The sequence below is a fragment of the Stenotrophomonas sp. PS02289 genome, from assembly GCF_029960115.1.
GTDB lineage: Bacteria > Pseudomonadota > Gammaproteobacteria > Xanthomonadales > Xanthomonadaceae > Stenotrophomonas.
This window is the reverse complement of the sequence record NZ_JASCOZ010000020.1, coordinates 23,412-43,852: the sequence shown is the minus strand read 5'-3', so window position 1 is coordinate 43,852 and position 20,441 is coordinate 23,412. Positions and strand designations below refer to the sequence as shown.

Here is a 20,441-nt window from a genome sequence, read left to right as displayed (position 1 = left end):
GGGTGGGTTTGCGGGGGTGTGAGCCGCATGGATGCGGCGACCAAGCCCCCATGGATGGGTTCACGGCGTCCCCCGCAAACCCATCCCGACCCGCGAAGCCAGGGAATCAGTGATTCCGTTCGACCGCCAGCCGGCCGAGTGCGCGCAGTGCGTCGGCGCGTTCGTCGTAGCCGGCCAGGCTGTCGTGCATGCGCTGGCTCAGTGCGGCCAGTTCGGCCTTGGCACCGTCCATGCCCAGGAGGGCCGGGAAGGTGGACTTGGCCTGGGCCTGGTCCTTGCCTGCAGTCTTGCCGAGCTGCTCGGAGCTGGCTTCCACGTCCAGGATGTCGTCGCGGACCTGGAACGCCAGGCCCAGTGCGCTGGCGAAATCATCCAGCTGATTCAAGTCGCTCTGCGGCGCGTCACCGCACAGCGCGCCCATGCGCACCGCCGCGCGGATCAGCGCGCCGGTCTTGAGCGCATGCATGTGCTGCAGGTCCGCCAATGGCTGCAGCCTGCCCGTGGCGTCGATATCCAGCGCCTGGCCGCCGCACATTCCCGCTGCACCCGACGCATGCGTCAGGGCCTGCAGGCAGTGCACCCGCAGCAGCGCCGGCAACGGTGCATCGGCCAGCAAGCCGAACGCGCGCGTCTGCAGTGCATCGCCGGCCAGGATCGCGGTGGCTTCGTCGAAGGCAATGTGCACCGTCGGTCGACCGCGACGCAGGGCATCGTCATCCATCGCCGGAAGGTCATCGTGTACCAGCGAATAGGCGTGAATCAGCTCCACCGCCATCGCCGGCGCATCCATCGCATGTTCGTCCGCGCCGAAGATCTGGCCGGCGGCGTACACCAGCAGGGGCCGCATGCGCTTGCCGCCGCCCAGCACCGCATAACGCATCGCCCGGTGCAGCCCCTGCGGGGCGGCTTCAGGCGAGGGCAGGCTGGCGTCGAGCTGGCTTTCAATCCGGTCGCGCCAGCGCGCGAACGTCAGCTCAGCCGTCATGGCTGGGCGGGTCGAACGGTTCGGCGGTTTCCGGGCGCGCCGGGTCGCTGAGCAGGCGCACGCGCAGTTCGGCTTGCTCCAGCGCCTGCTGGCACTGGCGGTACAGACCCACGCCACGCTCGTAGGCGCTGAGTGACTGTTCCAGGCTCAGGTCGCCGGTTTCCATCTTTTCCACCAGTTGCTCGAGTTCTTCCAGCGACTGCTCGAAGTGGGCGACCGGGGACGCTTCAGTGGGGGACTTCTTGGGCATGCCGCAAGTGTGATGCGCCAGCCCGATGGGGTCAATTCACGCCACGCCCGGCGTCCACTGCAGGCGGGCACTGTGTTCATCCAGCCACTGCTGCAGTGGCGCGGCGATGACCCGGTCGCCTGCCGCGAGCAGGGTGCCGCCGTCGTAGAGCAGCGGCAGCTGGCGACGTTGCCACGGCGGCAACCCGCTGTGCTGAAGCAGGTCCTTCAGTGCGTGCGAATGGCGGCGGCCCGGCAACTGGATGCGCTCGCCGCCGCGCCGTGCGGTGACCTGCACCGGGGTATCCAGCCGGTCGCGTCCCAGCAGCACCAGTTCGCCGCCATCGGGCAGGGACAGCGGCGTGCGTCCCTCCCAGTGCACGCTCCAGTCCAACGGCAACGCCAGCGCGGCGGACAACAGATGCAGCTGGTTGCGCCAACGGCGGATGCGCGCGCCCTGCCAGGCGAACTGGGCGTCGGCATCGTGGGCGGCGCGCAGCAGTTCCTGCTCGATCGCCTTGATTCCGGCGGCCGGCAGGGGCGGTTGACCGCAGCTGCGTACCCACTGGCGCAGCAGGCGCGCGCGACGTTCGCGCGGTTGTCGCAGCAGCCGGCTGCAGTCGAGCACGCCCGGCGACAGCACGCAGCGGCGCAGCGCTTCATGGTCGGCGGCGTCGAGCAGCCGCTGCGACTGGCCGGCGAGGTCGGCACTGCGGGCGAAACTGGCGTCCACCTGCGGCCAGCGCTGCGCCAGCAGGGGCATCACATGCAGACGCAGGAAGTTGCGATCCGCCGCGTCGCTGCTGTTGCTGGGGTCTTCGATCCAGAGCAGGTCGTTGGCCAAGGCGTATGCGCGCAGGTCCGTGCGCGGGATCTGCAACAGCGGTCGCCACAACGAGCCGGACGCGAAGGGCGCATGCGAGCGCATGGCGGCCAGACCGTCCACGCCGGAGCCGCGCAGCGCGCGCAGCAGGAAGGTTTCGGCCTGGTCATCACGGTGATGGGCCAGGGCCAGATGTTCATGTTCATGCAGCACCCGGGCGAAGGCCTCGCGGCGTGCGGTGCGCGCTGCGGCTTCCAGGCCCTGGCCACTGTCATGCGCGACCTGGACCCGGACCACGCTCAGCGGCAGCCCCCATGCGCTGCAGATGGCTTCGCAGTGCGCGGCCCAGGCATCGGCACCGTCCTGCAGGCCGTGATGCACGTGCACCGCGCGCAGGCCAGCGGCACGCTGTACCGGCGACTGCGCCAGCCAGTGCAGCAGCACGGTGGAATCCAGCCCACCACTGAAGCCCACCAGTACCGGGGTCGGCAGATCGGGCGGTGGGGGCAGGGCAGCGCTCATCAAGGCAGTATCGGCGGTCTGGTGGACCGCCGCCATCGGAGAATGTGCATTCACATCGAATGCATCGCCACGGACCACGTGGCGATGCATGGACGGTCAATCGGCCTTGCGTTCGAACGCCTTGCCGTTGGGCAGTTCCACCGGCACGCCCTGTGCGTCGCAGGTGCCGGCGTCGCACAGGCGCTGGCGCAGGCGCGGGGTGGCCTGCACGATCATGTGGTAGATCGTGTTCTGCTCCAGCGTGCCGCGGATCGCCTGGCTGCCGGGGCCACGCGCCCAGATGCCCACGTCTTCGCCGCCATGGCTCTCGCTCTTCATCGGCACCAGGGCTTCCTGCATGTAATCCGGATGCTCGGTGTCGACGTGGGTCAGGTCGGGACGGCCCTTGACCGGGTCGAAGCTGCTCGGGCCGTGCGGGTAGGTCTTCGGCCCCGCCGGCTGCTGGTTGGTCTGGCCGGTGAAACCCGGGCCGTTGGCATAGCTGAGCGTGGTGTAGGGCAGGCCGGTGCCGTCGCGGGCCAGGTCCAGCGCACCCGCGCCGTCTTCGCCGCCCTTGTCCTTGACCTTGCCCAGGATCGGGTTGCCGCGCGCCGGGTAGCCGACGAAGTTCAGCGTGTGCGAATGGTCGGCGGTGACGATGATCAGCGTGTCCTGATCCGAGGTCGCCTCGACCGCCGCACGCACCGCGTCGGACATCGCCACGGTATCGCTCAGGGCGCGATAGGCATTGCCGCTGTGGTTGGCGTGGTCGATACGCGCGCCTTCCACCATCAGCACATAGCCTTCGCTGTGGCGGGAGAGGTTGGCGATCGCCGCACGGGTCAGGTCGGCCAGGCTGGGCTCACCGGACGGATCGTCCTTGCGCTCGATCTCGTAGCGCATGTGGTCCGGCTCGAACAGGCCAAGCAGGGCCGGTGCGTTGGCGGCCGCCTTCAACTGCTCGGCATTCCACACGTAGGCACCCTGCGGGTGGGCCTGCTTCCATTCGTTGACCAGGCTGCGGCCGTCCAGGCGCAGGCCAACCTTGTCGTCGTACTCCGGGTCGGTTTCTTCAATGGTGGTGAACTGCGCGCGACCGCCGCCCAGTGCGACCAGCGGGCCACGCCCGTAGCGCGAGGTCGACAGCAGCTGCTGGGCGATGTCCTGGCAGCCGGCGGCCTTGGCGGCCTCGCTCAGGTCGGTGTCGTTTTCCCAGTTGCGTTCCGGGGAATGCGCATAGGTGGCCGCCGGGGTGGCGTGGGTCAGGCGCGCGGTGGACACCATGCCGGTGGCCATGCCGGCGCTGTCGGCCAGCTGCAACCAGGTCAGCAGCCCCTTGTTCAGGCTGTCGGCGCAGTCGCTGCGGGTGCCGGCGCTCACGCCGATGGCCCCCATGTGGGTCTTCACGCCGGTGGTGATCGCGGTCATGGTGCCGGCAGAATCGGGCGTCTGTGAATCGGTGTTGTACGTCTTGCTGAACGCCGTGGCCGGGAAGCGCTCCCACGACAGCAGGTTTTCTTCACCCGAGCTGCCCTTGCGCTGGCCCTCGAAGATGCGCGCGGCGGCCACCGTGGTCAGGCTCATGCCATCGCCCAGGAACAGGATCACGTTCTTCGCCTTGCCGGCCATGGCCCCGTGGCTGGCGGCCTGGGACGCACCATTGCGGTACCACCACTGCGGGGTTTCGCCGGCCGGGTGGGCCACCACGGGCACCTGGACCTGCACGGCAGCAGCGGGGGCGGAAGAGGAGGGCGCGGTGCTGGCGCAGCCGGCCAGCAGGGTGGTGGCCAGGGCGGCGACCAGGGGCGTGAAGCGGGACATGAACGCAGTCATCTCGATGTGAAACGGACGTTCATTATGCAGAACCGAGAAAGGCACGCCGATGACACGCTGATTCCCCCTGCGGTACCTCGTTCCCGGGGGCGGGTTCAGCTACTGTGACGGGCTGTATCACTCTCCCCTGGAATGCTCATGTCGCTGGTCTCTGCCTGGCTGCGGATCCCGTTCTGGCAACGCGTCCTTGGCGGCTTCGTGCTGGGTGCGCTGGCCGGCTGGCTGCTCGGCCCGGCCGCTGAAACCTGGTTCGGCCCGCTGGGCGACCTGTACGTCACCCTGATCAAGATGATCGCGGTGCCGCTGGTGTTCTTCGCGGTCATCAACGCGATCTCCTCGCTGCACGGACAGAAGTCCGTGGCGGCACTGGGCGGGCGCACCTTCCTGTGGTTTATCGTCACCGCCGCGCTGGCGGTGTGCGTGGGCCTGGCGGTGGGCACGATCATGCAGCCCGGCACCGGCAATCTCAGCCTGAGCATGGACCACGGCTACACCCCGCGCGAGGTGCCCAGCGTGGTCAAGGTGATCATGGACGTGGTCCCGTCCAATGTGTTCTACGCCTTGAGCGGGATCGGTACCCGGGTCAATGCGGCGGGCGAAACCGTGCTCGCGGCCGGCCGCGGTTCGATCCTGCCGGTGATCTTCTTCGCCGGGCTGATCGGGTTTGCCATGGTCAAGCTCGGTGACAAGGTTGCCGAGGCACGCAAGCTGACCGGGCAGATGAGCGAGATCATGATCCAGATCACGCGCTTCGTGCTTGAGGTCACCCCGCTGGGCACCTTCGGCCTGATCGCCGGGCTGGTGGGCAGCTATGGCTTCGAGAAGCTGCTGCCGCTGGGTAACTTCGTGCTGGCGCTGTACATCGCCTGTGCGCTGCATATCGTGGTGGTGTACGGCAGCCTGCTGCTGGCACATGGGCTCAATCCGCTGAAGTTCTTCCGTGGCGCATCGCCGGGCATGCAGGTTGCATTTGTCAGCTCGTCCAGCTTCGCCGCCATGCCGGTCGCGATGCGCTCGATCACCCACAATCTCGGGGTGAACAAGGACTATGCCTCGTTCGCGGTGCCGCTGGGTGCCAGCATCAAGATGGACGGGTGTGGCGCGATCTATCCCGCGCTGTGTGCGGTGTTCATTGCCCAGTACACCGGCGTGCCATTGACGCCGGAACAGTACGTGGTGGTGCTGATTGCTTCGGTGCTCGGCAGCTTCGGCACGGCGGGCGTTCCGGGTACCGCCGTGGTGATGGCCACCGTGGTACTCAGCGCGGCCAACCTGCCGCTGGAAACCATTGGCTATCTGTATGCGATCGACCGCATCCTCGACATGATGCGCACGATGACCAATGTGACCGGCCAGATGCTGGTGCCGGTGCTGGTGGCCAAGGAAACCGGGCTGCTGGATCAGCAGGTCTACAACAATCCCGCCACCAACGTGGGTGTGGACGAAGCGGCAGCCGAGCCTCGCTCCGGCAGCTGACTGCGGGGTGTAACGGGTGTATCGCCGGGTGTAACGGCGGTGATACACCCGGCGTTAAACCGTTGTTATCAAGGCCTGCGCATCCTGCACGCGCGTGTTCAGCCGTCGTGAAGAAGGGGTCGGGTGTAACACCCCTGTTGCGCTGACCGCTCCTCGAATACGCCAATCGCCTGTCGCGACGGGCTTTCCGGAGTTGGCACGAATGCTGCTCTACCTCTCCCGCATGATTTCGGGAGATCGCGATGGACAGCGTTGCCGTAGACAGCAGATTCGCACGCACCGTCATTGGGCTGGTTGCCCTGATGATGCTGCTGCCGACCGCCGCGTACGCCTCTGGCGCACGCACGGGGGTCAAGGCGCAGCCAGGTGAAATGGTGCTGCTGCGTGATGTCTCCGCACGTACGGCCTATCGCCCCGCACCGCCGGGCATCGCGCTGATCGCAGACCCGTCGCCGAACCGCGAGGTGTCTGCCGCGCTGGGCACCTCCACCGGCATGGATGAACTGGGCGACGATGATTTCGCCTCGATGGGCTCCAACACTGGCGTGGGTGCGAGCGGCCATCAGCAGACCACGGTCGAGCGGGTCACCGGCGGCACGGTCAATGCCACCCTGGGCAAGGTCACGCAGAACGGCGTGCTGTCGGGCAGCGGCCTGACCCAGAGCATGAGCGCGCCGATGGGCGCGGTCGGCAACGCCACCCGCGGCATCGGCGATACGGTGCGCGGCGCGCTTTCACAGTTCCCGCTGGGCGGGCAGCCTGCAGGTGGGCCCGGCAAATGAAGCGCTGGATTTCCTGCCTTGTCGTGGCCGCGCTGCTGCCACTGTCGGTCGCCGCACAGCAGGCCGACGACTACGGTGCCATGTTGAGCTATCTCAACCACACCCGCATGGACGGCAGCGCACTGCGCAACGCCGACGGTGCGATCACTGTGAACATGGTGGCTGGCGACCTCAACCAGCAGGCCAACCTGCTCGGCATGGCCAGCGGCGAAATCGCCACCACCGATATCGATGTACGTCAGCGTCAGTCCGGCAACCGTGTCAGTGCGGGGCCGCTGGACGCCAGCGCCAGCATCGGCGGCCAGGCTCTGAATGGAGCCACCGGTGTCGCCATGATCAATCAGGCCAGCGGCATCGGCAATGCGACGGTCAACGTCGTCACTGCCACGCTGGCGCAACAGGGCATACGCGAGTCCGACGACGAGGCCCTCGCGGCTTCGGGGGCACTCGCGTCAGCAGGGGGGCAGGACCTCGCCAACAGCCGCAAAGCGGCTGGTACCCGCAGCGTCGCAGTGGAGGACTCGGCGCTGCGGGGTTTTGACGGTGTTCTGCAACTCAATCAGATCGCGGGCTCGGGCAATGTCACCGCCAACCAGCTTGGCATCTCCGTGCAGTCCACCCCGTGAATCGTTCCACCCACCCGATAGTCCGTGATGAGAGAGAGGGCAACATGAATACCACCATGAAAAGGACCGTACTGGCGCTGGCCATCGCCGTTGCTTCTGCGTCGGTAGCCGCAAACCCCCGCCACAATGGACCGGATATCGATACCCGTATCGATACCCACATCGACACTGACATCCATACCGATATCGACACCAACATCGATACCGATATCGATACCAACATCGATACCAACATCCGCAACGACTGGGATTCGCGGACCAAGATCCGCAACACCAGCACCACCAACACCAGCAGCAACACCAGCACCGACACCCGCAGCGTGAACCACACCCGCAACGTGACGGTGAACGAGAACGTGCAGAAGCACAGCAACATCCAGGCTGACGAGCGTCAGGAAAAGAACAACCACGGCGTGGATGTGAACCTGGAGTCCGATCTGCAGGTCGGCGCTGATGTGAAGTTCCGTGGTCGTCCGACCGTCTCCGGTGACCTGGAGGTCAACTCCGCCGCCATCGCCATCATCGACAACCGTCAGTCGGTGATGAACAACGAAGGTGAAAACGAGCTCCTCGAGAACAACTCGTCGATCAGCGAGAACGTGGCCCAGAATGCCTCCGGCAACCTCGGCTTCAACACCGCTGCCGGCGACAACAACGCTCAGGACAACGCTGCTGCACTGTCGGCCGCCGATGCCTCGTTCACCTTCGGCATGTCCGATGCCCAGGTGTATGTCGACCAGTACGGTGCCGGCAACAGCACCTGGAATGATGGCGTGGTCAACAACTCCAGCCTGAGCGGCAATGCCTTCCGCGGTGCCACCGGCAACATCGGTGTCAACAGCGCAGCCGGCAACAACAACGAGCAGAAGAACGCGCTCGCCGCTTCGGTATCGACGGCCCGCATGGCCACGGCCAGCATTGCCTCCAAGCAGATCTCCGAAGGCAACAGCGTCAGCAACGAAGGCTACGTCAAGCGCATGCAGGACACCACCGAAGTCACCCTGCGTGGTACGGTGCGCGGCGGCACCGCCGCCATCGGTGTCGGTGGCTATCGCGGCACCGGCAACGCCTACCAGTCGTCCAACCTGTATGCCGACAGCTGGACCGGCGGTTCGCACTCGGGCGGCAACTCGACCGGCCATATCGACTTCGACAACGAAACCCAGGGCGCGGTGCAGAACCCGAACCGGGAAGGCGTCGGTGGCTTCGGCTTCGACACCGAAGAAGAAGGCGTGCTGGCCTTCGGCGAAGTCGGCTATGCCGATCTGCGTGCCAGCCTGAGCGGCACCGTTGCCACCACCCGCTGGGTGGTCGAACGCGCCGAAAACAACGCCTCGCTCTCCGGTGATGCGTTCCGCGGTGCCAGCGGCAACATCGGTGTGAACGTCGCTGCCGGTACCGGCAACCTGCAGGCCAACAGCCTGGCGCTGGCCGTGGCCCAGCCGTCGGCGGCTGGCCCGGGTGGCCCGGGCGAGTAAGTCTGTCCGTTTTCGCAAGCAACACGCGTTGAGCGCAACAAACCCGGTCATCCGCCAATGGCCGGGCTCCCCGGGAGCCCCTGTTCCATCCTCCCCCTTTGGGGCAGGGGCTCCTTCCTTTTCCTGGAGCCACGCCGATGTCGTTCTGCCGTCTGCTCTGTGTACTGCTGCTGTTGCTGCCGATGAGTCGGCTGCAGGCCGGTGACGTCGCCTTCAGCGGCGTGCTGCCCAATGGCGCGTTGTTCTCGCAGCAGGTGGAAAGCATGCAGGAGCGGAAATTCCGCAACCTGGTGCGGCAGCACACCGACTACAGCTGCGGCGCGGCCGCCCTGGCCACCATCCTGCGTTACGCCTACAACCTGGAGGCGGACGAAGCCACGGTGATCGAGGGCATGATGGGGGTCTCCGACCCCGAGCTGGTCCACCAGCGTGGTTTTTCGCTGCTGGACATCAAGCGCTATGTCGAATCACTGGGCATGCGCGGGCGCGGTTACCGCGTCAATGAAGAGCGACTGCGCTCGCTTCGCGTGCCCGGTCTGGTGCTGATGGATGTGCGTGGCTTCCGCCACTTCGTGGTGCTCAAGCAGGTCCGTGGCGACGTGGTGGACCTGGCGGACCCGATCCTGGGCAACCGCAGCATTCCCGTCGAAGAATTTCTGCAGACATGGCCGTCCCGCGCCGTGTTCATCGTGATCGGTAGCGATTTCAATCGCAACACGGTGTTGCTGCAGCCTGGCGAACGCCCGAGTGCGCGTTCGTTGTACGCCCGGCAGGGGCCGATCACCGAAGCGGAACTGGTGGATTTCGGCTTTACCCACGCCGACCTGCTTTAGGAGGCAACATGAACATCACCCCATGGACGCGAAGTGCGGTAATGCTGGCCCTGCTCGGCATGGCACCTGCCTACGCCGCCGATGCGCCCGCTGCCCCAGGGCAGCAGAAAGCCGGTAAGGGATTGAGCGAGATTCCCGATCCTGAGCTGAGCCTGATGCGTGGTCGCTACACGGTCAACGGCAACAGCGTGGCCTGGTTCGGCGTCACCATGATCTCGCAGTGGCAAGCCGGTTCGAAGGCCGCCGAAAGCGCACTCACCCTGGGCATGGACTTTACCCACAGCGCCGCTGCGCCGAAAGTGAGTTTCACGCCCAGCGTGACGGTCACGGCCGCCGACGCACCGCTACCGGCCACGCCGGGCCGCAGCGTGGAATCGGCTGGATTGCAGAACGTGGCCGGGGTCACCCAGGCCATCCAGGTCGCCGGCGACAACAACGTGGCCAGCAACAGCACCCAGCTCAACGTCCGCGAAGGCAGCGCACCGCCCGAGCAGACGGCACCGGCAAGTACCACGGCCACCGCCCAGCAGGGCGGCGTGAGCGCGGTGGCGCAGATGGAGGGCAACAACGCCCAGGTGCAGCTGAAGATCGAAGGCGTCGGCGCGGTCCAGCAATGGATCCGCAACGGCAGCGTCGGTCAGACCATCGCGCTGAGCAGCGACGGCCAGGCCGTCACCAACCGCATGCAGATCGAACTGGTGCGGCAGACCCTGGCGAGCAATGCGCCGCTGACCCAGAACGTGGCCCAGGCCATGAACATGGTCCGTGGCGTTGGCATGGGACCCGGCCAGTAAACGGCCGGGTGGGGGGCGTCACCACAACCGTGGATCAAGGCAATGCACACATATCGGATGACTCCGCTGGCGCTGGCGGCGCTGGCTCTGATCGCTTCGGCCGGTGTACAGGCGCAGACCGCGCCGGCCGACGAGGCTGACATCAAGGCGCTGGCCCAGCAACTTGAAACCTTGAAGGCGAACTACGCGCAGGAAGTGCGCCGCTTGCGCGAGCTGGACATGCAGGTGCAGGCGATGCAGGCACGCCTCGCCGGAAAAACAGGTCCGGCATCTTCGGCTGCCGAACCGCCGCCGGTGGTGGCCGCCGCGACCACCCCGCCCAGCGGCGAGGGATACGCCAGCAGCGCCGCCGAAGCGCAGCAGGCCCAGCAGGCCTCCAAGCGCAGCGTGGACGATGTGAAGCAGCAGACCGCGACACTGTTCAGCCGCCGCTTCACCGTGGAAAACAGCCTCAGCTACGCGCGCTACGACCGCAAGCAGGTCACGTTGAACGGCTTCCTCGCCCTGGACGCGATTTTCCTTGGCAACATCGCCATTGAAAACGTTGAATCGGACACGCTGACCTACAACCTCGCCGCGCGCTGGGGCGTCACCCCGCGCATGACACTGAATCTGGACGTGCCTTACCTGGCACGCAAGACCGTGTTCCAGAAGGGTGGAGCCGGCGGATCGGCCGCCGCCATCGCGCAGGAGGAAACCACCGGCAACGGTCTCGGTGACATCACCCTGAGCGGCAACTTCCGCCTCAACCAGGAAAAGGGGCGCTGGCCGGAAACCGTGCTCAACGTCGGCGTGACCGCGCCGACCGGGCAGGAGCCGTATGGCGTGGACTGGAAAGTGCTGGAGCGTGACGAAGATGACTTCATCCGTTTCGCGGTGCCGGGTGACCAGGCCACCGGTAACGGCGTGTGGCAGGCCAGTCTGGGCCTGTCCGCGGTCAAGACGGCCGATCCGGCGATCCTGTTTGCCAACATCGGCTACGTGCATTCGTTTGAAGGCAGCTTCGACGACCTGGATGGGAATCCGGATACGGTGAATCCCGGCGACGTGAAGCTGGGTGGTTCGGTCTACTTCGGTGCCGGTGTGGCGTTTGCGTTCAACGAACGCACCAGCCTGAGCATGTCCTTCAGCGACAAACTCAGCCGTCGCGCCTCCACGCGCTACAAGGGCGGGCAATGGGTCAAGGTGATCGGCAGCGACGCCAACGCGGCCACGCTCAACCTGGGTATCACCTACGCACTCAACCGCAACACCACGCTGGTGAGCATTCTGGGCATCGGCCTGACGCCGGATGCGCCGGACTTTACGTTGGCGTTCAAGATTCCGTATATGTTGTGAAGCCGGAGGCTCCACAACATATACGGTCGCGCATTCCACCTTATCCCCCCGCCTTTGGCGCGCCCCCTTTAACACGAAGGGGGCTCTTCTTCGTTTTGGGGTCATGCGTTACCGCGTGTTGGTGGTTCCAGTGCCGTCGTCTGTCGACCGACGCTACCGGGCCCACAAACCCCTCGGAACCCAACCGATCCGCCAACACACGGAACCGATGGCCACCGGCTGTTCGCCAAAAACCAACAGCAGCCGGGCAGAGCCCGGCTCTACGTAGATCGTGCAATCGCACGCCGTCAGCGCAACTCTGGCAGGGCGAGCTGGTGTTTGCGGCAGAGGCGGTAGACGGTGACGCGGGAGACCTGCATGGTGCGTGCGCAGGCGGTGATGTTGAAGTCGTTCTGGCGCAGGGCGCGCAGCAGGGCATCGCGCTCGGCGGCCTGGCGCGCATCGTGCAGCAGCCGTTGCGGCACCTCGATCGCATCCGGTGCCAGCTCCAGATCCGCCACTGTGATCAGTTCCGCCTCGCTCACGATCGCCGCGCGCTGCACCCGGTTCAACAGCTCGCGCACGTTGCCCGGCCAACGGAACTGCTGCATCGCCTGCAGCGCCTCGCTGCTGAAGCCGCGCGCACGGGTCACGTGACGCTGGCGGAAGCTGGCCAGGAAATGTTCCGCCAGCAGCGTGATGTCGCTGCCCCGGTCGCGCAGCGCCGGCAGCGGCAGGCGCAACACGTTCAGGCGATAGAACAGGTCGCGACGGAACTGTCCGCGTTCCACCGCCTGCTCCAGGTCCACGTGCGTGGCCGCGATCACCCGCACGTCCACAGCAAGCGGCTGATTGCTGCCCACCCGCTCGATCGTGCCCTCCTGCAGCACCCGCAGCAGGTTGGTCTGCGCATCCAGAGGCAGGTCGCCGATCTCATCCAGGAATACCGTCCCGCCACTGGCCGTCTCAAACAGGCCCAGCCGGCGGCTTGCCGCCCCCGTGAACGCACCGCGTTCGTGGCCGAACAGCTCCGATTGCACCAGCGCCGCCGGAATCGCCCCGCAGTTGACCGCCAGGAACGGTCGCGCGTGCCGTGACGACAGCGCATGCAGGGCATGCGCCGCCAGTTCCTTGCCGGTACCGGTCTCGCCGGTGATCAGCACCGGCAGTTCCACCGGCGCGAACTTGCGCAGCGCCGCCCGGGTCACCTGCAGCACCGGGCTCTCGCCGATCAGTGCCTGTGCCCCCGACGGCGGCTGCAGATGCTGCTCGTCACCCAGCTCCTGCAGTCGCTGCACCAGCCGCGCGGCATCCAGCGGCGCGCTGAAGGTTTCCGTGCAGCAGGCCAGCAGCGGCTGCCATTGCGGGTGTACTGCCGCCGCGCCGGAGGGCAGGATCGCGAGCACCCGCAGATGGCGATGCTGGTCCAGCACTGCCTGCAGATGGGGAAGGTGGTGCGCAGCCACGCAGCGCAGATCCAGCAGCCCGACCACCAGGTCGTTGCCGCGCATGCCGATGGCCACTGCGCCATCGGTCGCCACGCCACGCACCTGCCAGCCTGCGGCGGCCAGCGCCGCGCGTTCTGCTGCCAACGGTTGCCCAAACCAGATCACACACCGGGCCGGAATTTCAGGGACTGCCGCCATGCGTCACCTTCACGGAAAGGTATCCGGGCGGAGTCTCCTGTCCAGCGCTACCCGGCGTGCCGCCCCACGCCGGGTACCACCGCCCCGCCGTGGGGGCGGAGTGGGTTGTGCAGCCTGCAACCTCGAAGCCGGGAATGCTCCGGGAACAGAAACAACAACGCGCGATCAACCCCACAACGGCCATCACCGGGACAAAGAAAAAGGCCGCTGCGGAGCAGCGGCCTTCAGGATTCAGCTACGGACGGGCGCGAGGCTCAGAGCTCGACGCGACGCGCCTGCATGAACTTGCCGCCCCAGTAGCCGGTGATCAGGCTGTCCACGCGGACGTCCTTGCCGGTGCTCGGTGCATGCAGGAAGCGGCCTTCACCGACGTAGATGCCGACGTGGTCGACCCGGCCCTTGCGACCGAAGAACACCAGGTCGCCGGCGGCCAGCGCGTTGCGATCATTGATCAGCTGGGCTTCGCCGTCGCGGGCCATTTCGCGCGAGACGCGCGGCAGCTCGATGCCCAGGGCGGTACGGAACACATAGCCGACCAGCCCGCTGCAGTCGAAGCCGCTGTCCGGCGAGGTGCCGCCCCAGCGGTACGGCGTGCCCAGCAGGGTCATGGCGCGGCGCAGGACCGACTGGACCTTGCCGTTTTCGGCCGGGTCAGCGGCCACGATGGTGCCGCTGGAAGCGTCGTAGTTGGCCAGCAGGCGGCTCAGGTCGCCGGCGACCATCGCCGAGCGGTCCATCAGCGGAATGGTGTCGTTGGCCGCCAGGTGCGGCAGCAGGGCGGCCAGGGTGGCGCTGGCGGCGGCGTCGGCCTTGCTGCGGACCGGGGCTTCTGCCTTGGGCTTGGCGACGGCAGTCGGGGCTTCAGCCACGCTGGCGACCGTGATCGCAGCGGCGTCGGCGGGGGCCGTCGGAGCGCTCTGGGCCCAGGCCGGAACACTGGCCAGGCAGAGGACAAAAGCGAAAAGAGCGGGGCGGGTGATACGCCGGGGGGTGGCGGTCTGGCCTTGGCACATCAGGTCGGCTGTCGTCACGCGGCGGTCACTGAATAAAAACGATGGGTGATGATGCCGTGGAAAGCGTGTGATTAGGTACAAATTTCGTTAATTTTTCGTTTAACGACGCGTGATGTACGTCACACTTTCGAGCCTTGGCCCAGTTCAGCTTAGTGCAGAACGCGTTTCGCGCCCGTGTAGTGGTCTTTCCAGTAGCTGCCGCCCAGCGAGTCCAGGCGCACCGTCCCGCCGGTGCTTGGGGCATGCACGAAGCGCCCTTCGCCGACGTAGATACCCACGTGGAAGACGTTGCCGCGATTGCCAAAGAACACCAGGTCGCCCGCCGCCAGGCGCTTGGGGTCGATCTTCGGGCCCTGCACGGCGGCCAGGTCACGCGAGGTCCGCGGCAGCTTGAGATCAACCATCTCGCGGTAGACATAGGTCACCAGCCCGCTGCAGTCGAAGCCGGACTCGGGGGTGTTGCCGCCGTAGCGGTAGGGTGTGCCGACCAGGCCGATGGCGCGCATCAGCACCGCGTTGGCGGCCTGCGGGTTGTTCGGGGCCACCGTCGGCCAGACCTGGGCCGAGGCTGGCGGCGCGGACGGGCGGGTGGTTTTACCGCCGCCACAGGCGGCCAGCAGGGCCAGAACGGCGATCAGCGCCAGCTGGGCTGGCAGTCGGGTCAAGCGCGAAACTGGCGTCAGCAGCATGATGTCCGGATAATGCGCGGCCTTGGAAGTCGCCATGATGGCGGCGTAACCGGCGGGCGACAACCCGTCCCACCCGTCTGCCCCGGCAGCCTCAGCACAAGAGTTCCGTATGAAGATCGTAAAAGACAGTGTCGTCCGCTTCCATTACACCGTGGCCGAGCAGGGCCAGGACCCGATCGAAAGCTCGAAGGACCGTGAGCCGCTGGCGATCCTGATCGGCCATGGCAACATCATTCCGGGCCTGGAAAACGCCATGATGGACCAGGAAGCCGGTGCCAGCTTCGAAGTCGACGTCAAGGCCGCTGATGCCTACGGCGAGCGCCGCGAGGGCCTGACCCAGCGCGTGCCGAAGAAGCACTTCGGCAATGCCAAGCTGGTCCCGGGCCAGCAGGTGGTGCTGCAGACCAACTTCGGCCCGCGTGCGGTCACCGTTGAAAAGGTCGGCATGAGCGTGGTCGACGTCGACCTGAACCATCCGATGGCCGGCAAGGACCTGCACTTCTCGGTGGAGATCGTGGACGTGCGCGAAGCCCAGGCCGAAGAGCTGGAGCACGGCCACGTGCACGGCGACGGCGGTCACCAGCACTAAGCCCATACGGTGCTAATGCCGGGCATGGCCCGGCACGACAACGGCCCGCGTTCTGCGGGCCGTTGCGTTTTACGCAACACTGTCCGTCCTGCTCCGCGAGTGCCCTGTGAATCCTGTGAGCTCTGTTGCGCCTCTCCTGCAGCCGGTGACCGGCAGTGACCGTATCGAGGTCATCGACATCCTGCGCGGGGTCGCCCTGCTGGGCATCCTGCTGATGAACATGGAAGCACTGAGTGGTCCGATCGACCTGGCCTTCACCGGTATCGATCCGCACTGGCAGGGCGCTGATCGCTGGGCCGATGCGCTGATCTACGTGCTGGTGCAGGGCAAGTTCTTCACCCTGTTCTCGCTGCTGTTCGGTGCGGGCTTTGCGATCATGGCCCAGCGCGCCGAAGCGGCGCGACGCGAGTTCACTCCGTTCTACCTGCGGCGCAGCGCCGGCCTGCTGCTGATCGGCCTGTGCCATGCACTGCTGGTGTGGTCGGGCGACATCCTGGTGTTGTATGCGTTGATGTCGCTGCCGTTGCTGGCGTTCCGCGAAGCGCCACCGCGCTGGCTGCCCGCGCTGGGCGTGCTGACCTACCTGTTCTCGGCCGCGTTGATGGTGACCATGGGGCTGGTGATCAACATGGCCGTACAGTCAGAACCGGGCAACACCGCGCTGGCGGAAGCGGCGGCAGCGGGGCAACGTGCAGTGGAGCTGCAGCGCCAGGCCTATGCCCATGGCAGCTGGACCGACGCGGTCGTGCAGCGCGTCCACGACATGCGGGTGAATCTGGGCGGCATGCTGGTGGTAGGGCCGGAAGTGCTCGGCATGTTCCTGATCGGTGCCGGCCTAGCCCGCAGTGGCGCGTTCAGTGCGCCGGAACGCTTCGATGCAATGTATCGCCGGCTGCGCTGGGGTGCAGGGCCGGCCGGGCTGGTGTTGATGCTGGTCAGCGCGCACTGGGTGCCTTACGTGGCACCCGGAACGTTCACGCCTGCCAGCGGGTTCGCCTACGCGTTGTCTTCGGTGGCCGGACTGCTGATGTGCCTGGGTTACCTGGCGTGGATCGTGCACCTGCGCGCGCGTCTTCGGTGGCTGGCTCCGGTCGGTCGCATGGCGCTGACCCAGTACATCGTGCAGTCGCTGGTCGGTACGTGGGTGTTCTACGGGTATGGGCTGGGGGCCTTCGAAAGCCTGCCCCGCGCGTGGCAGATTCCGTTCGCGCTGGTGCTGTTCGCGCTGCAGGTCGTGTTCGCACAGATCTGGCTCCGGCACTTCCGTTTTGGTCCACTGGAATGGTTGTGGCGGGCCATCACCTACGGCCGTTGGCCGCCTCTGCGTCGCACCGCTGGCACGCACTGATGCACATGCTCACGCTGGACGTGCCCTGCGCCGTGGCATGCTGCCGGCGGCATTTCCGGTGGAAGGTTTTCAATGCACATGCAATACGACTATGACCTGATCGTGCTGGGCGGCGGCTCCGGTGGACTGGCGGCCGCGTTCCGCGCCGCGCAGCACGGACGCCGCGTGGCCCTGATGGAACCCGGTGAGCTGGGCGGCACCTGCGTCAACGTCGGCTGCGTGCCGAAGAAGGCGATGTGGCTGGCGGCGGACCTGTCCGAACGGATCGGGCTGGCAGCGGCCCTCGGCTTTGACGTGCCGACGCGTCCTGCGCTGGACTGGAAGGAACTGGTGGTGCATCGCCAGGCCTACATCGCCAACATCCATGCCAGTTACCTCAAGCGCCTGAACGACAACGACGTGGTGCGCGTGCCGCGCAAGGGCCGGCTGGTGGATGCGCATACCGTGGAATGCAGCGACGGCGTGCGTATCAGCGCCGCACACATCCTGATCGCCACCGGCGCGCATCCGCAGCGCCCGGACATTCCCGGCGCGGAGCTGGGCAAGGTGTCGGACGACTTCTTCCATCTGTGCGGCGCACCGGCCCAGGTCGCCATCGTGGGCGGCGGTTATATCGCGGTGGAGCTGGCGGGCCTGCTGCAGGCGCTGGGCAGTCGCGTGACCCTGCTGGTACGCGGTGAGCGCCTGCTGGAGCGCTTCGATGCCGAGCTGACCGCACAACTGGCCGACAATCTGTGCCATCAGGGCGTCAAGGTGCATTTCAACTATCGCCTGCGCGAGCTTCGTCGCGATGGCGATGCGGTGATTGCCTACGGGCACGATGGCCCGCGTGACGGCCGGTTCGACGAGGTGTTCTTCGCTACCGGTCGCCGCGGCAACAGCGCGGGCCTGGGCCTGGAGGCGATTGGGATCGTGGTGGGCGACAAGGGCGAGGTCGAAGTCGATGACTGGCAGACCACCGCCGTGCCCAATGTGTACGCCGTGGGCGATATTGCCGGCAAGGTCGGGCTGACCCCGGTGGCGATTGCCGCCGCGCGCAAACTGATGGACCGCCTGTTCGGCGACCAGCCGCACGCGAAGATGGATTACGAGAACGTCGCCAGCGTGGTGTTCTCGCACCCGGCGCTGGGCGCGGTCGGCCTGAGCGAGGAAGAGGCGCGGGCGCGCTTCGACGACGTGCGGGTGTATCGCAGCAATTTCCGCCCGATGCTGCAGGCGCTGGCCAATGGCAGCCAGCGCAGCCTGTTCAAGCTGGTCTGCGTGGGCGAAGAAGAACGCGTGGTCGGTGTCCACCTGCTCGGCGACGGGGCCGATGAAATCCTGCAGGGCTTCGCCGTGGCAGTGAAGATGGGGGCGACCAAGTCCTGCTTCGACGACACCGTGGCGATTCACCCCACCAGCGCCGAAGAAGTTGTGTTGATGCGATGAACCCACACGCATTGCCCACATCGTCACCCCGCATCGCCGCCTCCGGCATCGCCCTGGCCGCCGTCGGCGCGATCACCGCGTCCGGCAAGGCGGTGATCGTCAAGCTCGGCTATCGCCATGGCGTGGACGCGACTACGCTGTTGGCGCTGCGCATGCTGATGGCGTTCCCGTTGTTCGCCCTGCTGGCGGTGTGGTCGGCACGGCGCGCCACCGCGCTGTCCTGGGCGGACCGCGGACGCGTGCTGTGGCTCGGCTTCACCGGCTACTACCTGTCCAGCCTGCTGGACTTCCAGGGCCTGCAGTACATCAGCGTGACCCTGGAACGTCTGATCCTGTATCTCAACCCCACCCTGGTGCTGTTGATCAGCCTGGTGCTGCTGAAGAAAAAGCCGGGGCGCTGGCAGCTGGTGGCGCTCGGATTGAGCTATCTGGGCGTGCTGCTGGCCTTCGGCCATGACCTGCAGATGGAAGGTGGGCGCATCCTGCTCGGCAGTGCGCTGGTGTTCGGCAGCGCGCTCAGCTATGCGCTCTACCTGTTCGGCAGCGGGCAGGTGGTGGCACGCATCGGGGCCATCCGCCTGACCGCCTACGCCAGTTGCGTGGCCTGCGTGCTGTGTGTGTTGCATTTTGCGGTCCTGCATCCGCTGCCGGCGTTGCTGCAGGCCCCTGAGCCGGTCTACTGGCTGTCGCTGATCAACGCCACCGTGTGCACGGTGCTGCCGGTGGCGGCGATCATGCTGGCGGTGAAGCGGATCGGCTCGTCGCTGGCCGCGCAGGTGGGTATGCTCGGCCCGGTATCCACCATCGTGATGAGTCTATGGCTGCTCGACGAACCCATGGGCCCCTGGCAGATCCTGGGGACGGCACTGGTGCTGGTCGGCGTGCTGCTGGTCAGTCGCGTCCGCGCGTGAAGCCCGCTGCCACCGACGGTGAGGACGCCGCGGCGCAGGCGCGCGAACGCATTCTGGCGGTCATTCGCGCCATCCCCCGCGGCCAAGTGATGGGCTACGGACAGGTGGCCGCCAAGGCCGGCCTGCCCGGGCGAGCACGGCTCACCGCGCGCGTACTGGGCATGAATGACGACCCGGATCTGCCCTGGCATCGGGTGCTGCGCTCGGACGGACGGATCGCCATGCCAGAAGGCTCGCGGGGCTGGCGCGAACAGAACCAGCGTCTGCGGGCGGAAGGGGTGGTGATGGAACGTGGCCGGGTCAAGCACATGCCGCGCGGCAGCGGAGATGACCTGGACGCGGCGATGTGGGGGCCGGGTTGAATCGGGCATTGCCGGGCGGGGGCCAAAAGCAGCCGGGCAGAGCCCGGCTCTACTATGATGGCTGCGGTTCCAAAGGATGTCCCCATGTTTCCGCGACTGCCCACTGTCACCAAGGCCCTGCTGATCGCCAACGCGGCGCTGTTTCTGCTGCAGCAGCCCTTCCTGCTCGGTTACGGCACGTTCGAGCCGTTCATGCTGCAGCCGCTGCGCAGCTTCGACCCGTTCTCGCCGGGTGGCAACTTCCAGCCCTGGCAGCTGCTGACCTACGGCTTCCTGCATGGCAGCTTCACGCACCTGCTGTTCAACATGCTGGCGCTCTTCATGTTTGGCTCGCCGCTGGAACAGACCTGGGGTGAGAAGCGCTTCCTGACCTTCTATCTGGTCTGCGTCGCAGGTGCCGGTCTGTGCCAGTTGGCCGTCGGTGCGATGATGGTCGACCCGGTGCCGGTGCTGGGTGCGTCCGGCGGTGTGTTCGGACTGTTGCTGGCGTACGGCATGTTGTTCCCGAATCAGCGGGTGACGTTGATGTTCCCGCCGATCCCGATGAAGGCCCGCACCTTCGTGATCGTGATCGGCCTGACAGAGCTGGTGTTCGGTGCGACCAGTTGGCAGCCCGGCATCGCCCACTTCGCGCATCTGGGCGGCATGTTGTTCGGCTGGCTGCTGATTCGTTACTGGCGTGGGCAGTCGCCGTTCAAGCGTCGTCCGCCGGGCGGCCCGGGCACTGGACCGAAGCGGCCCAATCATCTGCGCAGCGTGAAGTGACTCACGCCCCGGAC

20 protein-coding genes are annotated in these 20,441 nt (G+C 66.6%); 13 read left to right on the top strand and 7 right to left on the bottom strand.

What is annotated here, in order from left to right; genetic code table 11:
• Positions 1-106 precede the first annotated feature (106 nt).
• The 4 genes from QMX83_RS04970 to QMX83_RS04955 form a co-directional block, all read right to left on the bottom strand.
• Positions 107-985, bottom strand: coding sequence for a farnesyl diphosphate synthase (locus tag QMX83_RS04970; RefSeq protein ID WP_282295550.1), 879 nt, complete (start codon positions 983-985; stop codon positions 107-109).
• Complete coding sequence (locus QMX83_RS04965) at positions 975-1,235, bottom strand: exodeoxyribonuclease VII small subunit (RefSeq protein ID WP_282295549.1); 261 nt, start codon at positions 1,233-1,235, stop codon at positions 975-977. Before QMX83_RS04965 ends, QMX83_RS04970 begins: the two co-directional genes overlap by 11 nt.
• A gap of 36 nt (positions 1,236-1,271) precedes the next feature.
• On the bottom strand, positions 1,272-2,558 hold the full coding sequence (tilS, locus tag QMX83_RS04960) for a tRNA lysidine(34) synthetase TilS (RefSeq protein ID WP_282295548.1): 1,287 nt from the start codon (positions 2,556-2,558) through the stop codon (positions 1,272-1,274).
• Positions 2,559-2,654: 96 nt separating this feature from the next.
• A complete protein-coding gene (locus QMX83_RS04955) occupies positions 2,655-4,358 on the bottom strand; it encodes an alkaline phosphatase (RefSeq protein WP_282295547.1) in 1,704 nt (567 codons plus the stop codon).
• 150 nt (positions 4,359-4,508) lie between these two features.
• On the opposite strand from QMX83_RS04955, the gene QMX83_RS04950 reads away from it, so the two are divergent.
• The 7 genes from QMX83_RS04950 (at position 4,509) to QMX83_RS04920 (ending at position 11,697) form a co-directional block, all read left to right on the top strand.
• Entirely contained in the window at positions 4,509-5,846 is a 1,338-nt protein-coding gene (locus QMX83_RS04950; RefSeq protein WP_282295546.1) for a dicarboxylate/amino acid:cation symporter, read from the top strand.
• 242 nt (positions 5,847-6,088) lie between these two features.
• The gene (locus tag QMX83_RS04945) at positions 6,089-6,628 is read left to right on the top strand and encodes a hypothetical protein (protein ID WP_282295545.1); all 540 of its coding nucleotides are present in this window, start codon (positions 6,089-6,091) and stop codon (positions 6,626-6,628) included.
• Positions 6,625-7,254 (top strand): hypothetical protein, encoded by a 630-nt coding sequence (locus tag QMX83_RS04940; protein ID WP_282295544.1) that lies wholly within the window; start codon positions 6,625-6,627, stop codon positions 7,252-7,254. Before QMX83_RS04945 ends, QMX83_RS04940 begins: the two co-directional genes overlap by 4 nt.
• 56 nt (positions 7,255-7,310) lie before the next feature.
• Positions 7,311-8,732 carry an adhesin gene (locus QMX83_RS04935; RefSeq protein ID WP_282295543.1) on the top strand — a complete coding sequence of 474 codons (1,422 nt, stop codon included), beginning with the start codon at positions 7,311-7,313 and terminating at the stop codon, positions 8,730-8,732.
• A gap of 137 nt (positions 8,733-8,869) precedes the next feature.
• Entirely contained in the window at positions 8,870-9,565 is a 696-nt protein-coding gene (locus tag QMX83_RS04930) for a C39 family peptidase (protein WP_282295542.1), read from the top strand.
• A gap of 59 nt (positions 9,566-9,624) precedes the next feature.
• Positions 9,625-10,359, top strand: a complete 735-nt coding sequence (locus tag QMX83_RS04925) for a hypothetical protein (protein ID WP_282295552.1) — start codon at positions 9,625-9,627, stop codon at positions 10,357-10,359.
• Between the two features lie 42 nt (positions 10,360-10,401).
• Entirely contained in the window at positions 10,402-11,697 is a 1,296-nt protein-coding gene (locus tag QMX83_RS04920; RefSeq protein ID WP_282295541.1) for a hypothetical protein, read from the top strand.
• Between the two features lie 287 nt (positions 11,698-11,984).
• Here the strand turns inward: QMX83_RS04920 and QMX83_RS04915 are convergent, their stop codons facing one another.
• The 3 genes from QMX83_RS04915 to QMX83_RS04905 all read right to left on the bottom strand — a co-directional run bounded on the left by QMX83_RS04915 (position 11,985) and on the right by QMX83_RS04905 (position 15,060).
• Positions 11,985-13,322 carry a sigma-54 dependent transcriptional regulator gene (locus tag QMX83_RS04915; protein WP_282295540.1) on the bottom strand — a complete coding sequence of 446 codons (1,338 nt, stop codon included), beginning with the start codon at positions 13,320-13,322 and terminating at the stop codon, positions 11,985-11,987.
• A gap of 254 nt (positions 13,323-13,576) precedes the next feature.
• Positions 13,577-14,353 carry a C40 family peptidase gene (locus QMX83_RS04910; protein ID WP_282295539.1) on the bottom strand — a complete coding sequence of 259 codons (777 nt, stop codon included), beginning with the start codon at positions 14,351-14,353 and terminating at the stop codon, positions 13,577-13,579.
• 131 nt (positions 14,354-14,484) lie between these two features.
• On the bottom strand, positions 14,485-15,060 hold the full coding sequence (locus QMX83_RS04905; protein WP_282295538.1) for a C40 family peptidase: 576 nt from the start codon (positions 15,058-15,060) through the stop codon (positions 14,485-14,487).
• A 73-nt stretch (positions 15,061-15,133) separates the two neighbouring features.
• Between QMX83_RS04905 and QMX83_RS04900 the strand changes: the two genes are divergently transcribed.
• From QMX83_RS04900 to QMX83_RS04875, 6 genes are all read left to right on the top strand, one after another.
• Positions 15,134-15,613 (top strand): peptidylprolyl isomerase, encoded by a 480-nt coding sequence (locus QMX83_RS04900; RefSeq protein WP_282295537.1) that lies wholly within the window; start codon positions 15,134-15,136, stop codon positions 15,611-15,613.
• A 115-nt stretch (positions 15,614-15,728) separates the two neighbouring features.
• The gene (locus QMX83_RS04895; protein ID WP_282295536.1) at positions 15,729-16,961 is read left to right on the top strand and encodes a DUF418 domain-containing protein; all 1,233 of its coding nucleotides are present in this window, start codon (positions 15,729-15,731) and stop codon (positions 16,959-16,961) included.
• Between the two features lie 72 nt (positions 16,962-17,033).
• Complete coding sequence (gorA, locus tag QMX83_RS04890) at positions 17,034-18,389, top strand: glutathione-disulfide reductase (RefSeq protein ID WP_282295535.1); 1,356 nt, start codon at positions 17,034-17,036, stop codon at positions 18,387-18,389.
• Positions 18,386-19,300: a DMT family transporter gene (locus tag QMX83_RS04885; RefSeq protein ID WP_282295534.1), complete on the top strand. Its 915-nt coding sequence runs from the start codon at positions 18,386-18,388 to the stop codon at positions 19,298-19,300. The genes gorA and QMX83_RS04885 overlap by 4 nt, the downstream gene beginning before the upstream one ends.
• Positions 19,297-19,662, top strand: a complete 366-nt coding sequence (locus QMX83_RS04880) for an MGMT family protein (protein ID WP_282295533.1) — start codon at positions 19,297-19,299, stop codon at positions 19,660-19,662. Before QMX83_RS04885 ends, QMX83_RS04880 begins: the two co-directional genes overlap by 4 nt.
• A gap of 84 nt (positions 19,663-19,746) precedes the next feature.
• Positions 19,747-20,427 carry a rhomboid family intramembrane serine protease gene (locus tag QMX83_RS04875; protein ID WP_282295532.1) on the top strand — a complete coding sequence of 227 codons (681 nt, stop codon included), beginning with the start codon at positions 19,747-19,749 and terminating at the stop codon, positions 20,425-20,427.
• Positions 20,428-20,441 lie beyond the last annotated feature (14 nt).

What these genes read in the sequence shown, in the direction of transcription:
- gorA (WP_282295535.1), top strand. Translation starts at nt 17,034, where the DNA reads ATGCACATGCAATACGACTATGACCTGATCGTGCTGGGCGGCGGCTCC.
- QMX83_RS04925 (WP_282295552.1), top strand. Translation starts at nt 9,625, where the DNA reads ATGGCACCTGCCTACGCCGCCGATGCGCCCGCTGCCCCAGGGCAGCAG.
- QMX83_RS04915 (WP_282295540.1), bottom strand. Translation starts at nt 13,322, where the DNA reads ATGGCGGCAGTCCCTGAAATTCCGGCCCGGTGTGTGATCTGGTTTGGG.
- QMX83_RS04900 (WP_282295537.1), top strand. Translation starts at nt 15,134, where the DNA reads ATGAAGATCGTAAAAGACAGTGTCGTCCGCTTCCATTACACCGTGGCC.
- QMX83_RS04920 (WP_282295541.1), top strand. Translation starts at nt 10,402, where the DNA reads ATGCACACATATCGGATGACTCCGCTGGCGCTGGCGGCGCTGGCTCTG.
- QMX83_RS04970 (WP_282295550.1), bottom strand. Translation starts at nt 985, where the DNA reads ATGACGGCTGAGCTGACGTTCGCGCGCTGGCGCGACCGGATTGAAAGC.
- QMX83_RS04965 (WP_282295549.1), bottom strand. Translation starts at nt 1,235, where the DNA reads ATGCCCAAGAAGTCCCCCACTGAAGCGTCCCCGGTCGCCCACTTCGAG.
- QMX83_RS04875 (WP_282295532.1), top strand. Translation starts at nt 19,747, where the DNA reads ATGTTTCCGCGACTGCCCACTGTCACCAAGGCCCTGCTGATCGCCAAC.
- QMX83_RS04955 (WP_282295547.1), bottom strand. Translation starts at nt 4,358, where the DNA reads ATGTCCCGCTTCACGCCCCTGGTCGCCGCCCTGGCCACCACCCTGCTG.
- QMX83_RS04930 (WP_282295542.1), top strand. Translation starts at nt 8,870, where the DNA reads ATGTCGTTCTGCCGTCTGCTCTGTGTACTGCTGCTGTTGCTGCCGATG.
- QMX83_RS04935 (WP_282295543.1), top strand. Translation starts at nt 7,311, where the DNA reads ATGAAAAGGACCGTACTGGCGCTGGCCATCGCCGTTGCTTCTGCGTCG.
- QMX83_RS04905 (WP_282295538.1), bottom strand. Translation starts at nt 15,060, where the DNA reads ATGGCGACTTCCAAGGCCGCGCATTATCCGGACATCATGCTGCTGACG.
- QMX83_RS04885 (WP_282295534.1), top strand. Translation starts at nt 18,386, where the DNA reads ATGAACCCACACGCATTGCCCACATCGTCACCCCGCATCGCCGCCTCC.
- tilS (WP_282295548.1), bottom strand. Translation starts at nt 2,558, where the DNA reads ATGAGCGCTGCCCTGCCCCCACCGCCCGATCTGCCGACCCCGGTACTG.
- QMX83_RS04940 (WP_282295544.1), top strand. Translation starts at nt 6,625, where the DNA reads ATGAAGCGCTGGATTTCCTGCCTTGTCGTGGCCGCGCTGCTGCCACTG.
- QMX83_RS04950 (WP_282295546.1), top strand. Translation starts at nt 4,509, where the DNA reads ATGTCGCTGGTCTCTGCCTGGCTGCGGATCCCGTTCTGGCAACGCGTC.
- QMX83_RS04945 (WP_282295545.1), top strand. Translation starts at nt 6,089, where the DNA reads ATGGACAGCGTTGCCGTAGACAGCAGATTCGCACGCACCGTCATTGGG.